Consider the following 20984-nt stretch of genomic DNA (forward strand, 5'->3'; position numbering starts at 1 on the left):
GCAAAAACCTAAGTCGTTTCGACTTAGGTTTTTTTGTGTTTATTTTTATTTACCGAAGGTTAAAATCCATAAATTTAATAATCCTAAAGACGAAAAAAAGAATGAAATAGAGGCAGTTTAAAATAATGGTAATGATTTTTTGTGCTCCGGATTTTTCGAATGCTCCTAAAATAATCCCTAAGAATAGGAAAGATTATTTCTATCATAATAATGAGAGTAGAAAAAATGGGATGATATAAATAAGCATTCAATAATTACAGCAATTACTGCGATGGAGAAAAATAAATAGGATAATAGCACAGTTATTTTTTTCACGGTTATTCCTCCTTTGAAATTAAATCGTTATAATATAGGTTCTATCGATGTATAGAACACAAGAGAGTATATATATTGATTAAAACATACTGAAGTATTATATAAATAGTTATACGTAAAATAGATCTCTAGAAATATATATTCTAATTCCCTTTCCTTCTTGCATATAGTTGCAATTCTTCTTTTGAATATAACTAAAACACGAACGTTATCGATGACTAATAAAAAAACATTCGATTATTTATTGACATTGTTTATGAAATATTGTTAATATAGCCATAGAAACAATAATATATAAGACCTCATATAATCGCGGGGATATGGCCTGCAAGTCTCTACCTAACGACCGTTATTCGTTAGACTATGAGGGAAAGTCACTCGGTATTTTTCTATTCACAAGGGATACGTATGCCTGAGTAGAGCACTTTCTCTCATAGTAAAAGAGAAACTGTTCTATTTCAGGCTTTTTTTATTTGAATCGGGGGGATTCTAATATGAAATCACTAGTTGGAGTCATAATGGGAAGCACGTCAGACTGGGAAACAATGAAATATGCTTGTGACATTTTAGATGAATTAAATATACCGTATGAGAAAAAAGTTGTATCCGCTCATCGGACTCCGGATTATATGTTTGAATATGCAGAAACAGCTCGTGAACGTGGAGTAAAAGTTATTATTGCTGGAGCTGGTGGAGCAGCGCATTTACCAGGAATGGTTGCAGCGAAGACAAATCTTCCTGTAATTGGTGTTCCAGTTCAATCAAAGGCGTTAAACGGCCTAGATTCGTTATTATCCATTGTCCAAATGCCAGGAGGGGTTCCAGTTGCAACTGTTGCAATTGGTAAGGCTGGTTCAACGAATGCTGGATTACTTGCTGCACAAATACTTGGATCATTTCATGATGATATACATGATGCATTAGAGTTGAGACGAGGAGCTATTGAGAAAACTGTGCGTGAAGGTAGTGAGCTAGTATGACGAGAATCATTTTACCTGGAAAAACAATCGGCATTATTGGAGGCGGCCAGCTTGGAAGAATGATGGCGTTGGCAGCTAAGGAAATGGGTTATAAAATTGCTGTTTTAGATCCTACAAAGCATTCACCATGTGCACAAGTTGCTGATGTTGAAGTCGTTGCACCATATGACGATTTAAAAGCAATTCAGCATTTAGCAGAGATAAGCGACGTTGTCACATATGAATTTGAGAATATTGATTATAGATGTTTACAATGGCTTGAAAAACATGCTTACTTACCACAAGGTAGTCAGTTGTTAAATAAAACGCAAAATCGTTTTACAGAAAAGAATGCAATTGAAAAAGCTGGGTTACCAGTAGCATCGTATAGATTGGTTCAAAATCAAGATCAACTTACAGAAGCAATTAAGGAGTTATCTTTCCCTTCTGTCTTAAAAACAACGACAGGTGGATACGATGGTAAAGGGCAAGTGGTTTTAAAGAGTGAAGCTGATGTTGTGAGAGCAAAAGAACTTACTAATAAAGCAGAGTGCATTCTAGAAAAATGGGTGCCCTTTGAAAAAGAAGTATCAGTTATTGTAATTCGTAGTGTAAGTGGTGAAACGAAAGTATTTCCGGTAGCGGAAAATATTCATGTAAATAACATTTTGCATGAATCTATCGTTCCAGCCCGCATTACAGAAGAACTTTCTCAAAAAGCAATTGCTTACGCAAAGGTACTTGCGGATGAACTAGAACTTGTGGGAACACTAGCGGTAGAGATGTTTGCTACAGCTGACGGTGAGATTTACATTAATGAATTAGCACCAAGACCTCACAATTCAGGACACTATACACAGGATGCATGTGAAACGAGTCAATTTGGTCAACATATTCGAGCAATCTGTAATTTACCACTTGGAGAAACAAATTTGTTAAAACCAGTTGTCATGGTAAACATTTTAGGCGAACATATAGAAGGGGTCCTAGGACAAGTGAATAGACTAACCGGGTGCTATTTACACTTGTATGGAAAAGAAGAAGCAAAAGCACAGCGAAAAATGGGGCATGTTAATATTTTAAATGATAATATTGAAGTCGCTCTAGAAAAAGCGAAGAGTTTGCATATTTGGGACCATCAAGAACAACTGTTGGAGGGAAAAAGATGATTAATCGTTATACACGCCCTGAAATGGGTGCGATTTGGACGGAAGAGAACAAATTTAAAGCGTGGTTAGAAGTTGAGATTTTAGCGTGTGAAGCATGGGCTGAGCTTGGCGATATTCCAAAAGAAGATGTGAAAAAAATTCGTGAACATGCATCATTTGATATTGATCGTATTTATGAAATTGAAAAAGAAACACGTCATGACGTAGTTGCTTTCACTCGTGCTGTATCAGAAACACCAACATTAGGCGAGGAACGTAAATGGGTTCATTACGGTTTAACATCTACAGACGTAGTAGATACAGCGTTATCTTATATCTTAAAACAAGCAAATGAAATCTTGTTAAAAGACTTAGAAAACTTTGTTAGTATTTTAGCTAATAAAGCGAAAGAGCATAAATACACGATCATGATGGGAAGAACACACGGTGTACATGCAGAGCCAACAACATTTGGTTTAAAACTTGGTCTTTGGTATGAAGAAATGAAACGTAACGTAGAGCGTTTCAAACAAGCTGCTGATACAGTTCGCGTTGGTAAATTATCTGGTGCGGTTGGTACATATGCAAATATTGATCCATTCGTAGAAAAGTATGTTTGTGAAAACTTAGGATTAGAAGCAGCACCAATTTCAACACAAACATTGCAACGTGATCGTCATGCACATTACATGTCAACACTTGCACTAATCGCAACATCTGTTGAAAAGATGGCAGTTGAGATTCGTGGTTTACAAAAGAGTGAAACACGTGAAGTTGAAGAGGCTTTCGCAAAAGGTCAAAAAGGTTCTTCTGCAATGCCACATAAACGTAATCCAATTGGATCTGAAAATATGACTGGTTTAGCTCGTGTTATCCGCGGTTATATGATGACAGCTTACGAGAATGTTCCGTTATGGCATGAGCGTGATATCTCTCACTCTTCTGCAGAACGCGTAATTTTACCAGATGCTACAATCGCGTTAAATTACATGTTAAATCGCTTTGGTAATATCGTTAAAAACTTAACTGTATTCCCAGAGAATATGAAACGCAATATGACAAGAACATACGGCTTAATTTACTCTCAGCGCGTAATGCTTACACTAATTGACAAAGGTCTGGTACGTGAAGAAGCTTATGATATCGTACAGCCTAAAGCAATGGAAGCTTGGGAAACACAAGTACAATTTAAAGAGCTTGTAGAATCTGACGAGCGTATTACAAGTAAGTTAACGCAAGAAGAAATTAACGAATGTTTCAATTATGAACATCATATGCAACACGTTGATACAATCTTTGAACGCCTTGGATTAAACGAAGCGTAAAATTTCATATGGCACAGAATAGAGTCATTCTGTGCCATTCTTTATAAAAATATTATTCACATTTTTCAAACTACAGGGGGCTTGCGAAATGCAAAAGCTAGAATTGCTGTATGAAGGTAAGGCAAAAAGAATTTATCGTACAGAAGCAGCAGATATGGTTTGGGTAGAGTACAAAGATAGTGCGACTGCTTTCAATGGGGAGAAAAAAGCGACAATTACAGGAAAAGGTCGTTTGAACAATGAGATTACAACTTTATTGTTCAGAAAGTTACAAGAAGTTGGAATTAAAACACACTTTGTGGAGAAGTTATCTGATACAGAACAACTTGTCAAAAAGGTGAGTATTATTCCATTAGAAGTTGTCACAAGAAACGTAATTGCAGGTAGTCTTTCAAAAAGACTAGGAATGGAAGAAGGAACTGCTCTTACAACACCAATCGTAGAATTTTACTACAAAGATGATGATTTAGGAGATCCACTTGTAACGGAAGATCATATTCGTTTGTTAAATGTTGCAACACCAGAGCAAGTAAGCGTATTACGAGATGCAGCTCTACAAATCAATCAAGTGATGATTGAGCATTTCGCAAGCTGTCGTGTAAGATTAGTAGATTTTAAATTAGAGTTTGGCGTAACAGAAGAAGGGGAAATCATATTAGCAGATGAAATTTCACCAGATACTTGCCGTTTATGGGATGAAACGAGCAATGAAAAATTTGATAAAGATGTATTCCGTCGTGATCTTGGGAATTTAACAGAAGCATATGAAGAAATTTTAAAACGTTTAGGGGGAGCTTCACATGTATAAAGTTAAGGTATATGTAACGTTAAGAGAAAGTGTATTAGATCCACAAGGAACTGCGGTAAAGGGAGCGCTTCATAGTCTTTCGTTTACAGAAGTACAAGACGTTCGAATCGGAAAATATATGGAATTAACAATTGATAAATCAGTATCTGATCTGGATAGCAAGGTAAAAGAAATGTGTGAAAAATTATTAGCAAACGTTGTAATGGAAGACTTCCGTTATGAAGTTGAGGAGGTTGTCGCACAGTGAAATTTGCAGTCATAGTATTCCCAGGTTCGAACTGTGATGTCGATATGTTCCATGCAATTAAAGATGAGCTTGGTGAAGAAGTAGATTACGTTTGGCACGATAGAGAGAATTTAGATGAATATGATGCAATTTTACTACCAGGTGGATTCTCTTACGGTGACTATTTACGTTGTGGTGCTATTTCTCGCTTTGCTAACGCAATGAAAGCAGTGCAAAAAGCTGCTGAGCAAGGAAAGCCAATTTTAGGAGTGTGTAATGGATTCCAGATTCTTGTTGAATCAGGATTACTACCAGGAGCATTAATGAGAAACGAAAACTTAAAGTTTATGTGCCGTACGGTTCAGTTACGTGTTGAAAATAATGAAACTATGTTTACATCACAATATGAAAAAAATGAAGTAATCAATATTCCAATTGCACATGGTGAGGGGAATTACTATTGTGATGAAGCAACTCTTAAACAATTAGAAGAGAATAATCAAATTGCATTCCGTTACGTAGAAAATCCGAATGGAAGCGTTTCAGATATTGCAGGTATTGTAAATGAAAAAGGAAATGTTCTTGGTATGATGCCACACCCAGAGCGTGCTGTAGATGAATTACTTGGCGGTGCTGAAGGGTTAAAAGTCTTTCAATCTATCTTAAAACAGTGGAGGGAAACATATGTCGTTAATGCTTGAGCCAAATCCAACACAAATTAAAGAAGAGCTTATATATGCGGAAATGGGGCTAACAGACGAAGAGTTTGCCATGGTTGAAAAGATTTTAGGCCGTTTGCCGAATTATACAGAAACGGGACTATTCTCTGTTATGTGGTCTGAACATTGTAGTTATAAAAATTCAAAGCTAGTTCTTCGTAAGTTTCCAACGACAGGTGAGCGTGTCTTACAAGGACCTGGAGAAGGCGCTGGAATTGTAGATATCGGTGATAATCAAGCGGTTGTATTTAAAATGGAAAGTCATAACCATCCTTCTGCAATTGAGCCATATCAAGGGGCAGCGACAGGTGTCGGTGGTATTATTCGCGATGTATTCTCTATGGGAGCACGTCCGGTAGCTCTATTAAACTCACTTCGCTTCGGTGAATTACAATCACCACGCGTGAAATATTTATTTGAAGAAGTAGTAGCAGGAATCGCAGGATACGGTAACTGCATTGGTATTCCTACTGTTGGCGGCGAAGTACAGTTTGATCCATGTTATGAAGGAAATCCACTTGTAAATGCAATGTGTGTAGGCCTAATTAATCATGAAGATATTAAAAAAGGGCAAGCACATGGTGCTGGTAATACAGTAATGTACGTAGGAGCATCAACTGGTCGTGATGGTATTCACGGTGCAACATTCGCATCTGAAGAGTTATCTGAAAGCTCAGAAGCGAAGCGTCCGGCAGTTCAAGTAGGGGATCCATTTATGGAGAAACTTCTTATTGAAGCATGTTTAGAACTTATTCAGTCTGATGCACTTGTTGGAATTCAAGATATGGGAGCTGCTGGTTTAACATCATCTTCTGCAGAAATGGCAAGTAAAGCAGGTATGGGTATTGAAATGTACTTAGATGATGTACCGCAGCGTGAAACTGGAATGACTCCATATGAAATGATGTTATCTGAATCACAAGAGCGTATGTTAATCGTTGTGAAAAAAGGTAGAGAGCAAGAAATAGTAGATTTATTTGAGAAGTATGGTCTTGCAGCAGTTACGATGGGGAAAGTAACTGAAGATAAAATGCTTCGATTATTCCATAAAGATGAAATGGTAGCTGAAGTACCAGCGGATGCTCTTGCAGAAGAAGCACCAATTTATCATAAACCGTCAAAAGAAGCAGCATACTTTGCTGAGTTCCAGCAGATGAAAATGGAAACACCAAAAGTAGAAGATTATAAAGAAACGTTATTAGCTCTATTACAACAACCAACGATTGCAAGTAAAGAGTGGGTATATGATCAATATGATTATCAAGTGCGCACTAGCACAATCGTTACACCAGGTTCAGATGCAGCGGTTATACGTGTACGCGGCACAGAAAAAGGATTAGCAATGACGACAGATTGTAACTCTCGCTACATTTATTTAGATCCAGAAGTGGGCGGTAAAATTGCAGTAGCAGAGGCAGCACGTAATATCGTATGTTCTGGCGGGGAGCCACTTGCAATTACAGATTGCTTAAACTTCGGTAACCCAGAAAAACCAGAGATCTTCTGGCAAATTGAGAAATCAGTAGACGGTATGAGTGAAGCTTGCCGCAAGTTACAAACGCCAGTTATCGGCGGGAATGTATCAATGTATAACGAGCGTAGTGGTGAAGCTGTATATCCAACACCAACTGTTGGGATGGTTGGACTTGTACACGATTTAAAACACGTAACAACACAAGAATTTAAACAAGCTGGCGATTTAGTTTATGTAATTGGAGAGGCGAAAGCTGAGTTTGGTGGAAGTGAATTACAGAAAATGATCTACGGAAAAATTTTCGGTCAATCACCAAGCATCGATCTAGATGTAGAATTAAAACGCCAAAAGCAAGTACTAGCAGCAATTCAAGCTGGCCTTGTTCAATCTGCACATGATGTTGCAGAAGGTGGTTTAGCAGTTGCAATTACTGAAAGTGCAATTGGTGCTAACGGTTTAGGTGCTACTGTGAAATTAGACGGAGAAGCAACAGCAGTATTATTTGCAGAATCACAATCGCGCTTCGTTATAACTGTAAAACGTGAAAATAAAGAAGCATTTGAGAAAGTGGTTGAAGCAATTCAAGTTGGAGAAGTGACAAATACAAATGAAGTAACAATTCATAATGAAGAAAATGAAGTATTACTTACAGCAAATGTAGATGAAATGAGAAAGGCTTGGAAAGGGGCAATCCCATGCTTGCTGAAATAAAGGGGTTAAATGAAGAATGTGGCGTTTTTGGAATTTGGGGGCATGAAAATGCAGCACAAGTTTCGTACTACGGATTGCACAGTTTGCAGCACCGTGGGCAAGAGGGCGCAGGCATTGTTGTAAATAATGGGGAAAAAATCATCGGTCACAAGGGGTTAGGTTTAATATCAGAAGTGTTTTCAAGAGGTGAGCTAGAGGGATTAAACGGGAAATCAGCAATTGGACACGTACGATATGCAACAGCTGGTGGAAGTGAAGTTGCTAACGTTCAACCATTATTATTCCGTTTTTCCGATCATAGTATGGCGTTAGCTCATAACGGAAATTTAATTAATGCAAAAATGCTTCGTCGTGAATTAGAGGCAGAGGGAAGTATTTTTCAAACAAGTTCAGATACAGAAGTACTTTTACACCTCATTAAGCGTAGTACAAAAGATTCTTTAATTGATAGTGTAAAAGAGGCTCTAAATAAAGTGAAAGGTGCGTTTGCATATCTTTTACTAACTGGAAATGAAATGATCGTTGCGCTAGATCCAAATGGATTCCGTCCTCTTTCAATTGGAAAGATGGGGGATGCTTACGTTGTAGCATCGGAAACATGTGCTTTCGATGTAGTTGGTGCAACATACATTCGTGATGTAGAACCTGGTGAATTGCTTATTATCAATGATGAAGGAATTCACGTAGATCGTTTTACAAATGAAGTAGACCATGCGATTTGCAGTATGGAATACATTTACTTTGCACGTCCAGATTCTAATATCGCTGGTATTAATGTTCATGCAGCACGTAAAAACATGGGGAAACGTTTAGCGGCGGAAGCTCCTATTGAAGCTGATGTTGTTACTGGTGTACCAGACTCTAGTATTTCAGCAGCAATTGGTTATGCGGAGGCGACAGGAATTCCGTATGAGTTGGGGTTAATTAAAAATCGTTACGTTGGACGTACGTTTATTCAACCTTCTCAAGAACTGCGTGAGCAAGGGGTTAAGATGAAGCTTTCAGCAGTAAGAGGCGTAGTTGAAGGAAAACGAGTTGTTATGATTGACGATTCTATCGTAAGAGGAACGACAAGTAAACGAATTGTTCGTATGCTTCGCGAGGCTGGAGCGACAGAAGTCCATGTAAGAATTGCTTCACCACCTCTTAAGTATCCATGCTTCTATGGCATTGATATTCAAACGAGAAAAGAATTAATCGCAGCAAATAATTCAATAGAAGAAATCCGTCAAATCATCGGAGCAGATTCACTAACATTTTTAAGTGAAGATGGATTAGTAGATGCAATTGGACGCCCATATGAAGGGAAATACGGTGGTCTATGTATGGCTTACTTCAATGGAGACTATCCAACAGCTCTTTATGATTATGAGCAAGAGCTTTTAGAAAGTATGAAATAAGAAGAAAAAAGCTTCTACTTCTTTTGATGTAGAAGCTAGCTTCTTTCTTAAAACGGCCGCCCTGGATGGGGAGAAATTAAAAGACGAGGTGTAAATAACGATGGCGAATGCATATAAGCAAGCAGGAGTAGATATTGAAGCTGGATATGAAGCGGTATCTCGCATGAAAAAACACGTACAAACAACAATGAGAAAAGAAGTGCTAGGCGGTTTAGGCGGTTTTGGAGGTATGTTTGATCTATCAAAATTTGCATTAGAAGAACCTGTATTAGTATCTGGAACAGATGGCGTGGGAACGAAATTGATGCTCGCTTTTATGGCAGATAAACATGACACAATTGGTATTGATGCAGTAGCAATGTGTGTAAATGATATTGTTGTCCAAGGAGCAGAGCCGCTTTTCTTCCTTGATTATATTGCTTGTGGTAAAGCTGAACCTAGTAAAATTGAAAACATCGTCAAAGGTATATCAGAGGGCTGTCGCCAAGCTGGTTGTGCATTAATTGGTGGAGAAACAGCTGAAATGCCAGGAATGTATTCTACGGAAGAATACGATTTAGCTGGTTTTACAGTTGGAATTGTTGATAAAAAGAAAATTGTAACAGGTGAAAAAATTGAAGCTGGTCACGTATTAATTGGCTTAGCATCTAGCGGTATTCATAGTAACGGTTATTCTTTAGTAAGAAAAGTGCTACTAGAAGATGGAGAACTATCTTTAGATCGTATTTACGGACGCTTAGAACTACCTCTTGGTGAAGAATTATTAAAACCAACGAAAATTTATGTCAAACCTATTTTAGAACTATTGAAGAAACATGAAGTATACGGTATGGCACATATTACAGGTGGTGGATTCATTGAAAATATTCCACGTATGTTGCCAGAAGGAATCGGTGCGGAAATTGAATTAGGATCTTGGCAAGTTCAACCGATTTTTAGTTTACTTCAAGAAGTTGGAAAACTAGAAGAGAAAGAAATGTTCAATATTTTTAACATGGGTATTGGTATGGTAGTAGCAGTAAAGGAAGAAGAGGCAAAAGATATTGTTCGTCTTCTTGAGGAACAAGGCGAGAAAGCTCATATTATTGGACACACTGTACAAGGGTCTGGTGTTACCTTTATTGAGGGAACAGAAGTATGAGTAGATTAGCAGTTTTTGCTTCTGGGAGCGGCTCTAACTTTCAATCTCTCATTAATGCGGTAGAAGACAAAATATTGGATGCAGATATTAGTTTATTAGTATGTGATAAACCAGAGGCACGCGCTATTGGACGGGCACACTATCACCATATTCCGTGTTTTTCCTTTTCAGCGAAAGCATATGAGTCAAAAGAAGCATTTGAAAAAGAGATATTAAAAAAGCTAGAAGAGTATGAAATTGATTATGTTATTTTAGCTGGATATATGCGTTTAATTGGAACGACTTTACTAGAAGCGTACGGCGGGAAAATTATTAATATTCATCCATCACTACTACCGAGTTTTCCAGGGAAAGATGCTGTTGGTCAAGCGTTAGAAGCGGGTGTGAAAGTAACCGGAGTAACGATTCACTATGTAGATGCAGGTATGGATACAGGTCCAATTATTGCGCAAGAAGCAGTAGTTGTTTCTGAAGGGGATACGAGAGAAGGCTTACAAAAGAAAATTCAACAAGTTGAACATAAATTATACGTAAATACAGTGAATCAAATTGTTCAGTCTGTGAAAAAAACAACTGTTAACTAACATATAACCAGGGGTGAAGGATAAATGAAAAAGCGTGCATTAGTAAGTGTTTCAGATAAAACAGGAGTAGTAGAATTTGTTAAAGGTTTACTTGAACAAGGGATTGAAGTTATTTCAACAGGTGGTACGAAAAAATTATTAGAAGAAAACGGCTTGCAAGTAATTGGTATTTCTGAAGTAACTGGTTTCCCAGAAATTATGGATGGTCGTGTAAAAACATTACATCCAAATATTCATGGTGGTCTATTAGCAGTTCGTGATAATGAAATGCATGTAGCGCAAATGAATGAATTAGGTATAGAGCCAATTGACTTTGTTGTTGTTAACTTATACCCATTTAAAGAAACAATCACTAAGCCTGATGTAACATTTGCTGATGCAATTGAAAATATTGATATCGGTGGCCCAACAATGATTCGCTCTGCTGCGAAAAATCATAAATTTGTATCGGTAATTGTAGATCCAGTAGATTATGATGTTGTATTAGCAGAACTGAAAGAGAACGGTGAAGTAACAGAGGAAACGAAACGTAAATTAGCAGCGAAAGTATTCCGTCATACAGCGGCATATGATGCGTTAATTTCTAACTACTTAACAAAGCAAATGGGCGAAGAAAGCCCTGAAACAGTAACGGTGACATTTGAGAAAAAACAAGATTTACGCTATGGCGAAAATCCACATCAAAAAGCGACATTCTATAAAACGCCATTCGCAGCAACTTCTTCTGTTGCATACGCAGAACAATTACACGGTAAAGAATTATCTTATAACAATATCAACGATGCGGATGCAGCACTTAGCATCGTGAAAGAATTTACAGAACCAGCAGTAGTAGCGGTAAAACATATGAATCCATGTGGTGTTGGAGTAGGAACTGATATTCACGAAGCATATACTCGTGCTTATGAAGCGGATCCAGTATCAATCTTCGGCGGTATTATTGCAGCAAATCGTGAAATTGATAAAGCTACAGCAGAAAAGTTACACGAAATTTTCTTAGAAATTGTTATCGCTCCTTCGTTCTCGCCAGAAGCTTTAGAAGTGTTGCAAAGTAAGAAGAACTTACGCTTACTAACTGTAAATATTGAAAAAGCGACAAGTGCAAGCAAAAAACTAACTTCTGTACAAGGTGGTCTTCTTGTTCAAGAAGAAGATACGTTATCATTAGATGAGGACGCAATTTTAATTCCAACGAAACGTGAACCATCAGAGCAAGAATGGAAAGATTTAAAACTAGCTTGGAAAGTTGTAAAACATGTGAAATCAAATGCAATTGTTTTAGCGAATGATAACATGACAGTTGGTGTAGGCGCGGGACAGATGAACCGTGTAGGTTCTGCAAAAATCGCAATTACACAAGCTGGCGAAAAAGCACAAGGTAGCGCACTTGCATCTGATGCTTTCTTCCCAATGCCAGATACAGTAGAAGAAGCAGCAAAAGCTGGAATTACAGCAATCATCCAACCAGGCGGATCGATTCGTGATGAAGATTCTATTAAAATGGCAGATGCGTATGGGATTACTATGGTGTTCACTGGCGTACGTCATTTCAAACACTAATAGAGGATGTTAAAAAAGTCCGGTCAAGATAACTGTCGCATGTCGTCGTTGCAATGCCAGTGCGGTACTCATGTAGGAAAGCTACACTCCGTGTCCTCCTGGCGAATGCGCCTTGACCTGCTCGGTTCTCTTGATCCTCCTTTTTAACTTTCTATTGATACGGTTGTTAAAAAAGTCCGGTCAAGATAACTGTCGCATGTCGTCGTTGCATAGCCAGTGCGGTACTCATGTAGGAAAGCTACACTCCGTGTCCTCCTGGCAAATGCGCCTTGACCTGCTCGGTTCTCTTGATCCTCCTTTTTAAACTTTTATTGATATGAAAACAAACTAGGAGCATAGCTTCTAGTTTGTACTTATTTAATTATTGGGGGATGAAATATGAATGTTTTAGTAATCGGCCGTGGTGGACGTGAGCATGCTTTAGTTTGGAAATTTGCACAATCTGAAAAGGTAGAAAAAGTATATGTAGCGCCAGGTAATGAAGGTATGCGAGATGTTGCAACACCAGTTGATATTGATGAGAATAATTTTGATGCATTAGTCTTATTCGCAAAAGAAAACAATGTAGGCTTAACTTTCGTTGGACCAGAAATTCCACTTATGAATGGAATCGTTGATCGCTTTAAGGAAGAGGGACTTCGTGTATTTGGACCTAATAAAGCGGCTGCGGTTATTGAAGGTAGTAAAGCTTTTACAAAAGAATTGATGAAAAAGTATGGTATTCCAACTGCGGCATATGAAACTTTTACAGACTATGAAGAGGCAGTAAAGTACATTCAGAAAGTTGGTGCACCGATCGTAATTAAGGCAGATGGGTTAGCTGCTGGTAAAGGTGTAACAGTAGCAATGACGCTTGAAGATGCATTACAAGCTGTGAAAGAAATGCTGCAAGATGTGAAATTCGGTGAAGCAAGCAAGAAGGTCGTTATTGAGGAGTTTCTAGATGGACAAGAATTTTCATTAATGGCATTCGTAAATGGAACAACCGTACATCCGATGGTAATTGCTCAAGATCATAAACGCGCTTTTGATGCTGATAAAGGTCCGAATACAGGCGGAATGGGTGCATATTCTCCAGTACCACAAATTCCAGAATCAGCAGTTCAAGAAGCGATTCAAACAGTATTACACCCAACTGCCAAGGCGATGATTGCAGAAAACCGTTCGTTTACAGGTATTTTATACGCAGGTCTTATTTTAACAAATGATGGTCCAAAGGTAATTGAGTTCAATGCACGCTTTGGCGATCCTGAAACGGAAGTTGTATTACCACGCTTAGAAAATGATTTAGTTGATGTATGTAACGCTGTATTAGATGAAAGTGAATTAACGTTACAATGGTCAAAGGAAGCAGTTATTGGTGTCGTACTTGCTTCGAAAGGATATCCAGAAGCATATAAAAAAGGTGAAATTATTAACGGATTAGATGCACTGCAAGATGTAATAGTTTTCCATGCGGGTACAGCGATGAAACATGGTGACTTTGTAACAAACGGTGGCCGTGTATTATTTGTTGCTTGTAAGGCGAATAGTTTACAAGAAGCGAAAGATAAGGTCTATAAAGAAATCGGTAAAATTGAGAGTGATGGTTTATTTTACCGAAGTGATATAGGATATCGTGCAATTGGGCATGAGATGATGAAAAGCTAATGTATAAAAAATCCCGCTGATTTCTCAGCGGGATTTTTATGCATCTTTATCTTTTTTTAATTTCCCTTTTTGCTTTGCCATTTCTCGAAGTAAATACTCGATGTGTGCATTGACGCTACGAAACTCATCATTCGCCCATTTTTCGATGACTGCGTGTAATTCAGGATCAATACGTAATGGAAAGCTTTTCTTTTTGGCCATAATCACTTACAACCTTTAGTATAGGCTTCCTGTATTAATAACTGGTTGCGCACCTTTATCTGAAACGATGGCAACTAATAAATTGTTCACCATATTTGCTTTACGCTCGTCATCGAGTTCCAGTACGCCTTCTTCATCTAACATATGGATTGAATCTTTCGCCATCTTCACAGCACCTTCAACAATCTCTTTTCTAGCAGCTAATACTGCTTTTGCTTGTTGACGCTGGAGCATTGCATGGGCAATTTCTGTTGCGTAAGCTAAATGTGTTAAACGAGTTTCTAATACTTCTACGCCAGCGATTTCAAGTCGTGCTTCTAACTCACGCTTTAATTCTTCAGAGATCTCTTCAGTATTTCCTCGTAACGTGATGCAAGTTTCATCTTGGAAATTATCATAAGGATATTTTGTAGCAACGTGGCGGATTGCTGTTTCACTTTGAATTTCTACGAATCGATCGTAATGCTCAACACCAAACATTGCTTTTGCGGAATCAACAACTTTATATACGATAACGGCTGCAATTTCAATTGGATTGCCCTCAACATCGTTTACTTTTAATTTCTTACTGTTAAAGTTTTCAACACGTAAAGATACAGTTTGACGAAAAGCGAATGGAATTGTTAAAAATAAACCATTTTGACGAATTGTTCCTAAATAACTACCGAAGAACGTAATAACTTTCGCTTGATTCGGTTGAACGATACCGATACCTGTAGCTAAAACAGATGCTAATATGAGAGCTAAAATAGCTATTACAAACATTTCTTGTACAAGGCAAAATACACCGATAGCGGCTAAAACTAAAATTCCAATAACGCCGAGAAATCCATTAACATAAAATACTTGTTTTTCTTTCATATGATCGCCTCCTTGATATAAAAATGATATCACTTTTATATCATTACATGCAAGAGGGTTACACCTAATTTTCTGAATTTTATTGTTTGATATCTTTTATGTACGTTTTAAGGGCAAAAGAAAGAATGTACGTTCTGTTTCGTGGTAAAATAAAGAAGACTTAGCTGCCCACTGCAGCAGCTAAGTCCCTTTGAGAGCATCTTGCATCGTGACAAATGATTCAAAGCGGTTTTGCCAGGATTAATTCTTCAATCGCTGACTCAATCTCTTTGTCAGAAGTGTCATAACTTCCATCTGACTTTGACTTTGGCTTGTCATGACTGGAAGCTGAATTAACTTCTTCTTTATTATGTCCTTTTTCAGTGAAATTCATGCTAGGCATTTTAAATGCGCTCATATTCATATATTTTCCAAACTTACAGGCTTCAACAATAGGGCAGAAACGAACGATCCCCTCCGCAATTTTCATGGCACCAATCCATAGCAAAACTTTAGACCAAGTGCACCAAGGTTTACGTACGAGTTTAGCTGTACTACAACCGAAGAGGATGAGTCCGAGTGTAATTCGAATTAGAGCACTAATTGTGCCGATGTTTTGCTTCATTAGAAAAACACTCCTTTTTAATTAACTTCGAAATAGAAAATACTATTTCATTTGTTAGTATTCCGTATAAGTTTTTTGATATGTAATCCAACATTTGACGTTGAAAAAGATGTTGGATTGGGCGTGTGTGTAGGTAGTTTTTTTTGTTATAATGAAAGAATGCGTAAAAGGAAGTTCAAAAAGTCCGGTAAAGATAGCTGTCGCATTTCATCGTTGCATACGCCAGTCTGGTAAAGATATAGCAAGGAATGTAAAAAATCTTGATAAAAATTAACTGTTATTTTGAACAGAAATTATATAACTAGAGAAAAGAAAGGGTGTTTTCATGTACGATATTTCCAAATGGAAACATGTATTTAAGCTTGATCCAAATAAGGAGTTAAGTGACGAACATTTAGAAATGATTTGTGAATCTGGAACGGATGCTGTTATTGTAGGCGGAAGTGACGGTATAACAATTGATAACGTATTACACATGCTAGTTAGCATTCGTAGATATGCAGTGCCTTGTGTGTTAGAGGTTTCTGATGTGGAGGCAATTACACCAGGATTTGATTTTTATTACATCCCAAGTGTTTTAAATAGCCGAAAAGTAGAATGGGTAACAGGTGTTCATCATGAGGCATTGAAAGAATTTGGGGATATTATGGACTGGGACGAAATTTACATGGAAGGGTATTGTGTTTTAAACCCAGAAGCGAAAGTAGCCCAGCTTACAGATGCAAAATGTGATTTAACAGAAGATGATGTTATTGCATATGCGCGTTTAGCAGACAAGCTATTACATTTACCGATATTCTATTTAGAATATAGCGGGACGTATGGAGACATTGAGCTTGTTAAAAATGTAAAAGCAGAATTGAAACAAGCTAAGCTATATTATGGCGGTGGTATTTCTAATGCAGAACAAGCGAAAGAAATGGCACAGTATGCTGATACAGTAGTTGTTGGAAATATTATTTATGATGATATAAAATCGGCATTAAAAACAGTTAAAGCAGTAAAAGGAGAGTAGGTGCAGGCACATATGAGTACGACAGATAAGTTATTAAATGGTTTAAATCCGCAGCAACAAAAAGCAGTACAAACAACAAATGGAGCACTTCTATTAATGGCAGGCGCAGGTAGTGGGAAAACACGTGTGTTAACACACCGTATTGCATATTTACTTGGTGAAAAAGGTGTGGCGCCATGGAATGTACTAGCAATTACCTTTACAAATAAAGCTGCTCGTGAAATGCGTGAGCGTATTGATAAACTTGTTGGACCAGAAGCAGAAGATATTTGGATTTCTACGTTCCACTCTATGTGCGTACGTATTTTACGACGTGATATTGACCGCATTGGTATTAATCGTAACTTTACAATCTTAGATTCAGGTGATCAGTTAACTGTAGTAAAAAAAATTATGAAGGAGCGCAATATTGACCCGAAGAAGTTTGAGCCGCGCTCTATTTTAGCGGGTATTAGCAATGCGAAAAATGAACTGTTATCTGCAGATAAATATGCAAAAAAAATTACAACCGCTGATCCATATGAAAAATTAACGAGCGATGTATATACAGAATATCAAAAACGTCTTTTGAAAAATAACTCATTAGACTTTGATGATTTAATTATGACGACGATTCAGCTATTTGAACGTGTTCCAGAAGTACTAGAGTTTTATCAGCGTAAATTCCAATATATTCACGTTGATGAGTATCAAGATACGAACAAAGCTCAGTACCTTCTTGTTAAACATTTGGCATCACGTTTTAAAAACCTTTGTGTTGTTGGTGATTCGGATCAGTCTATTTACCGCTGGCGCGGGGCTGACATTTCTAACATTTTGTCATTCGAAAAAGACTATGAGAATGCACAAGTTATTCTGTTAGAACAAAACTATCGTTCATCACAAAATATTTTAAATGCAGCTAATGCTGTAATTGAAAAAAATTCAAACCGTAAACCGAAGAAATTATGGACAGAAAATCAAATTGGAAGCAAAATCTCGTATTATCGTGCTGCAACCGAAAAGGACGAAGCGTATTTTGTTGCGAAAAAAATTCGTGACGATATTCAAATGGGGAACCGAAAATATACTGATTTTGCAGTGTTATATCGTACAAATGCCCAGTCTCGTATGATTGAGGAGATTTTCCTAAAATCTAATATCCCTTACAAAATTGTCGGCGGTACTAAGTTCTATGATCGTAAAGAGATTAAAGACATTTTGGCGTACTTACGTTTAATTGGGAATCCAGATGATGAGATTAGTTTTGGACGTATTATAAACATGCCAAAGCGCGGGATTGGTGCGACTTCTATCGATAAAATTATTAATTATGGTGTGCAAAACGGAATCTCATTAACTGCTGTATTTGATGAGATTGAGCATGTTGGTGTAAGTGCAAAAATAACAAAAGCAGTAAAAGAATTCGCAAGTTTATTACACAACTGGGTAAATATGCAAGAGTATTTATCTGTTACAGAATTAGTAGAAGAAGTTATTGAGAAGACAGGCTATCGCGATATGTTGAAAAATGAGCGTTCTTTAGAAGCAGAAGGTCGTTTAGAAAATTTAGACGAGTTTTTATCTGTTACACAAACATTTGAATCCCAAAGCGAAGATAAGAGCCTTGTTGCATTCTTAACAGACTTAGCTCTTGTTGCTGATATTGATCGTGTAGATGAAGATCCAACTGCTGGTGAAGAAGTTATTTTAATGACGATGCACTCAGCAAAAGGATTAGAGTTCCCAGTTGTCTTTATTGTTGGCTTAGAGGAAGGGATATTCCCGCATACTCGTTCTCTTATGGAAGAGGATGAAATGCAAGAAGAGCGTCGTCTTGCCTATGTAGGTATTACTCGTGCAGAAGAAGAGCTATACTTATCCAATGCTCAAATGCGTACTTTATTTGGTAGAACAAGTATGAATGCAGCATCTCGATTTATTACAGAAATTCCAGCAGAATTAGTAGAACCATTAAACGAAACAGCACCGAAGCGTGAAACTTCGTTTGGTGCAAAAGGAAGAACGACAAGCGCAACTACAACACGTTCTCGTTCAGCTTTCGCGCGTCCGGCTGTTAAGACGACAGGTGGCGAGCAAATTGGCTGGGGAATAGGCGATAAAGCAGCTCACCAGAAGTGGGGAGTCGGTACAGTTGTAAGTGTAAAGGGTGAAGGTGATTCAAAAGAATTAGATATTGCATTCCCAAGCCCAATTGGTATTAAACGTTTATTAGCAAAATTTGCACCTGTGACGAAACAATAGGAAAGGACTGAGGATATGTCAAAAGAGATAGCCAAAAAACGTATAGAAGAATTGCGTGATTTGTTAAATACATTTAACTATCAATATCACGTATTAGACAATCCTTCTGTTTCTGATGCGGAATATGACCGTGATATGCAGGAGCTTATAAAATTAGAAGCAGAGAACCCAGAGTTTATGAGTGAAGACTCGCCCTCCATTCGCGTTGGGGGGACTGTTCTTGATATATTTGAAAAGGTAACGCATAAATCACCAATGTTAAGTTTAGGAAACGCGTTTAATGAAGGAGATTTGCGTGATTTTGATCGAAGAGTACATCAGGGAATTGATGATGCGAATGTAAGATATATATGCGAATTAAAAATTGACGGACTTGCTGTTTCACTTCATTATGAAAAAGGACGCTTCATTCAAGGAGCAACACGTGGTGATGGTATAACGGGTGAAGATATTACCCAAAACTTAAAAACGATTAAAGCTATCCCGCTGCGTTTAAATGAAGAAGTAACGTTAGAAGCACGAGGCGAGGCTTATATGCCGAAGCGTTCATTCGTTAAATTGAATGAAGAGAAAGAACAAAATGGTGAAGATGTATTTGCGAATCCACGTAATGCGGCAGCAGGATCGATACGCCAACTTGATCCGAAAATTGCAGCGAAGCGTAACTTATCTATGTTTGTGTATGGTCTTGCTAATGTAGAAGAAAAAACAATTCCATCCCACAGTGAATCACTGGATTTCTTAGGTGAGCTTGGATTTAAGACGAATCCAAATCGTCGTACATGTGAAACAATTGAAGACGTAATAGCCTATGTAGAAGAGTGGCAAGAAAAACGCCCGCATCTTGATTATGAGATTGACGGAATCGTTATAAAAGTAGACGATGTTGCTATTCAAGAAAGCTTAGGAACTACAGCAAAGAGTCCAAGATGGGCAATAGCTTATAAATTCCCAGCTGAAGAAGTTGTGACGAGATTAACAGGGATTGAATTAAGTGTCGGCCGCACAGGAGTTGTAACACCAACTGCAGAGCTGGAGCCAGTGCGAGTAGCCGGAACTATTGTCCGTCGTGCTTCTTTACATAACGAAGATTTAATTCGTGAAAAGGATATTCGAATTGGTGACTACGTTGTTGTGAAAAAGGCTGGAGATATCATTCCTGAAGTTGTGAACGTTATTTTTGATAAGCGTACTGGTGAGGAAGAAGAATATCATATGCCAACGCATTGTCCAGCATGTGAGAGTGAACTTGTTCGTTTAGAAGAAGAAGTAGCACTTCGATGTATAAATCCGACTTGCCCAGCTCAAATTCGTGAAGGATTAATCCATTTCGTTTCAAGAAATGCAATGAATATTGATGGACTTGGAGAACGTGTAATTACACAACTCTTTGATGCGGATTATATTCGTACGTTTGCTGATTTATATTCATTGACGACAGAGCAATTATTAGAACTAGAACGTTTCGGTGAAAAATCAGCAACAAATTTAGTCCAAGCAATTGAGAATTCTAAGGAAAACTCATTAGAGCGATTATTATTCGGTCTTGGTATTCGTCATGTCGGTGCGAAAGCGGCACGTACATTTGCTGAGCATTTCGAAACGATGGATGAGCTTGTGAAAGCGACGGAAGAAGAATTAAAAACAATTAATGAGATTGGTGAAAAAATGGCTCAATCCGTTGTAACGTATTTCGATAATGAAGACGTATTAGAGCTATTACAACAATTTAAAGAGTATGGCGTGAACATGGCATACAAAGGTATAAAAATTGCTGATTTACAAAATGTTGAATCGTACTTCGCAGGAAAAACTGTCGTCTTAACAGGGAAATTAGAAGTTATGGGCCGCGGTGAAGCGAAGAAGAAAATTGAGGCATTAGGTGGAAAAGTAACAGGAAGTGTTAGTAAAAGTACGGATTTACTTGTTGCTGGTGAAGCTGCAGGCTCGAAATTAGCGCAAGCAGAGAAGCACAATGTTGAAGTTTGGAATGAAGAGAGGTTCTTACAAGAGCTGAATAAGTAAGAGGTGCAAACTTA

At 37.8% G+C, this 20984-nt stretch carries 18 protein-coding genes, 1 pseudogene and 1 riboswitch; of the genes and pseudogenes, 15 read left to right on the forward strand and 4 right to left on the reverse strand.

What is annotated here, in order from left to right; all coding sequences use genetic code 11:
• Nucleotides 1-45 precede the first annotated feature (45 nt).
• Nucleotides 46-315: pseudogene (locus JFT95_RS29390) on the reverse strand (hypothetical protein).
• Nucleotides 316-597: 282 nt separating this feature from the next.
• Nucleotides 598-699: riboswitch (purine riboswitch) on the forward strand.
• Nucleotides 700-809: 110 nt separating this feature from the next.
• On the opposite strand from JFT95_RS29390, the gene purE reads away from it, so the two are divergent.
• From purE to purD, 12 genes are all read left to right on the forward strand, one after another.
• Nucleotides 810-1295, forward strand: a complete 486-nt coding sequence (gene purE, locus JFT95_RS00005; RefSeq protein WP_201051048.1) for a 5-(carboxyamino)imidazole ribonucleotide mutase — start codon at nt 810-812, stop codon at nt 1293-1295.
• Complete coding sequence (gene purK, locus JFT95_RS00010; protein WP_002140188.1) at nt 1292-2443, forward strand: 5-(carboxyamino)imidazole ribonucleotide synthase; 1152 nt, start codon at nt 1292-1294, stop codon at nt 2441-2443. The genes purE and purK overlap by 4 nt, the downstream gene beginning before the upstream one ends.
• On the forward strand, nt 2440-3747 hold the full coding sequence (purB, locus tag JFT95_RS00015; protein WP_002139387.1) for an adenylosuccinate lyase: 1308 nt from the start codon (nt 2440-2442) through the stop codon (nt 3745-3747). Before purK ends, purB begins: the two co-directional genes overlap by 4 nt.
• Nucleotides 3748-3835: 88 nt before the next feature.
• Nucleotides 3836-4555, forward strand: coding sequence for a phosphoribosylaminoimidazolesuccinocarboxamide synthase (gene purC / locus JFT95_RS00020; protein ID WP_002029482.1), 720 nt, complete (start codon nt 3836-3838; stop codon nt 4553-4555).
• Complete coding sequence (gene purS, locus JFT95_RS00025; RefSeq protein WP_000278823.1) at nt 4548-4802, forward strand: phosphoribosylformylglycinamidine synthase subunit PurS; 255 nt, start codon at nt 4548-4550, stop codon at nt 4800-4802. Before purC ends, purS begins: the two co-directional genes overlap by 8 nt.
• Entirely contained in the window at nt 4799-5482 is a 684-nt protein-coding gene (purQ, locus tag JFT95_RS00030; protein WP_002140189.1) for a phosphoribosylformylglycinamidine synthase subunit PurQ, read from the forward strand. The genes purS and purQ overlap by 4 nt, the downstream gene beginning before the upstream one ends.
• On the forward strand, nt 5466-7685 hold the full coding sequence (gene purL, locus JFT95_RS00035; RefSeq protein WP_201051050.1) for a phosphoribosylformylglycinamidine synthase II: 2220 nt from the start codon (nt 5466-5468) through the stop codon (nt 7683-7685). Before purQ ends, purL begins: the two co-directional genes overlap by 17 nt.
• A complete protein-coding gene (purF, locus tag JFT95_RS00040) occupies nt 7670-9085 on the forward strand; it encodes an amidophosphoribosyltransferase (RefSeq protein ID WP_002124870.1) in 1416 nt (471 codons plus the stop codon). Before purL ends, purF begins: the two co-directional genes overlap by 16 nt.
• Before the next feature lie 100 nt (nt 9086-9185).
• Entirely contained in the window at nt 9186-10226 is a 1041-nt protein-coding gene (gene purM, locus JFT95_RS00045; RefSeq protein ID WP_002010019.1) for a phosphoribosylformylglycinamidine cyclo-ligase, read from the forward strand.
• Nucleotides 10223-10810: a phosphoribosylglycinamide formyltransferase gene (gene purN / locus JFT95_RS00050; protein ID WP_201051052.1), complete on the forward strand. Its 588-nt coding sequence runs from the start codon at nt 10223-10225 to the stop codon at nt 10808-10810. The genes purM and purN overlap by 4 nt, the downstream gene beginning before the upstream one ends.
• Before the next feature lie 24 nt (nt 10811-10834).
• Nucleotides 10835-12370, forward strand: coding sequence for a bifunctional phosphoribosylaminoimidazolecarboxamide formyltransferase/IMP cyclohydrolase (gene purH, locus JFT95_RS00055; protein WP_201051054.1), 1536 nt, complete (start codon nt 10835-10837; stop codon nt 12368-12370).
• Nucleotides 12371-12748: 378 nt separating this feature from the next.
• Nucleotides 12749-14020 carry a phosphoribosylamine--glycine ligase gene (purD, locus tag JFT95_RS00060; protein ID WP_201051056.1) on the forward strand — a complete coding sequence of 424 codons (1272 nt, stop codon included), beginning with the start codon at nt 12749-12751 and terminating at the stop codon, nt 14018-14020.
• A 36-nt stretch (nt 14021-14056) separates the two neighbouring features.
• Here the strand turns inward: purD and JFT95_RS00065 are convergent, their stop codons facing one another.
• From JFT95_RS00065 to JFT95_RS00075, 3 genes are all read right to left on the reverse strand, one after another.
• Nucleotides 14057-14221: a type II toxin-antitoxin system antitoxin gene (locus JFT95_RS00065; protein ID WP_001085171.1), complete on the reverse strand. Its 165-nt coding sequence runs from the start codon at nt 14219-14221 to the stop codon at nt 14057-14059.
• Nucleotides 14222-14236: 15 nt separating this feature from the next.
• On the reverse strand, nt 14237-15082 hold the full coding sequence (locus tag JFT95_RS00070) for an SPFH domain-containing protein (RefSeq protein ID WP_002063557.1): 846 nt from the start codon (nt 15080-15082) through the stop codon (nt 14237-14239).
• Nucleotides 15083-15302: 220 nt separating this feature from the next.
• Nucleotides 15303-15686, reverse strand: coding sequence for a YgaP family membrane protein (locus JFT95_RS00075; protein WP_002124877.1), 384 nt, complete (start codon nt 15684-15686; stop codon nt 15303-15305).
• A 325-nt stretch (nt 15687-16011) separates the two neighbouring features.
• Between JFT95_RS00075 and pcrB the strand changes: the two genes are divergently transcribed.
• From pcrB to ligA, 3 genes are read left to right on the forward strand one after another with little or no spacing between them, the layout of a single operon-like run.
• Nucleotides 16012-16701: a heptaprenylglyceryl phosphate synthase gene (pcrB, locus tag JFT95_RS00080; RefSeq protein ID WP_002029470.1), complete on the forward strand. Its 690-nt coding sequence runs from the start codon at nt 16012-16014 to the stop codon at nt 16699-16701.
• Nucleotides 16702-16713: 12 nt separating this feature from the next.
• Nucleotides 16714-18945, forward strand: coding sequence for a DNA helicase PcrA (pcrA, locus tag JFT95_RS00085; RefSeq protein WP_002010031.1), 2232 nt, complete (start codon nt 16714-16716; stop codon nt 18943-18945).
• A gap of 15 nt (nt 18946-18960) precedes the next feature.
• Complete coding sequence (ligA, locus tag JFT95_RS00090; protein ID WP_201051058.1) at nt 18961-20970, forward strand: NAD-dependent DNA ligase LigA; 2010 nt, start codon at nt 18961-18963, stop codon at nt 20968-20970.
• The last annotated feature ends 14 nt before the right edge of the window (nt 20971-20984 follow it).

Origin of the sequence: Bacillus sp. TH17, from assembly GCF_016651125.1 — a bacterium.
GTDB classification, from domain to species: Bacteria; Bacillota; Bacilli; order Bacillales; family Bacillaceae_G; genus Bacillus_A; species Bacillus_A mycoides.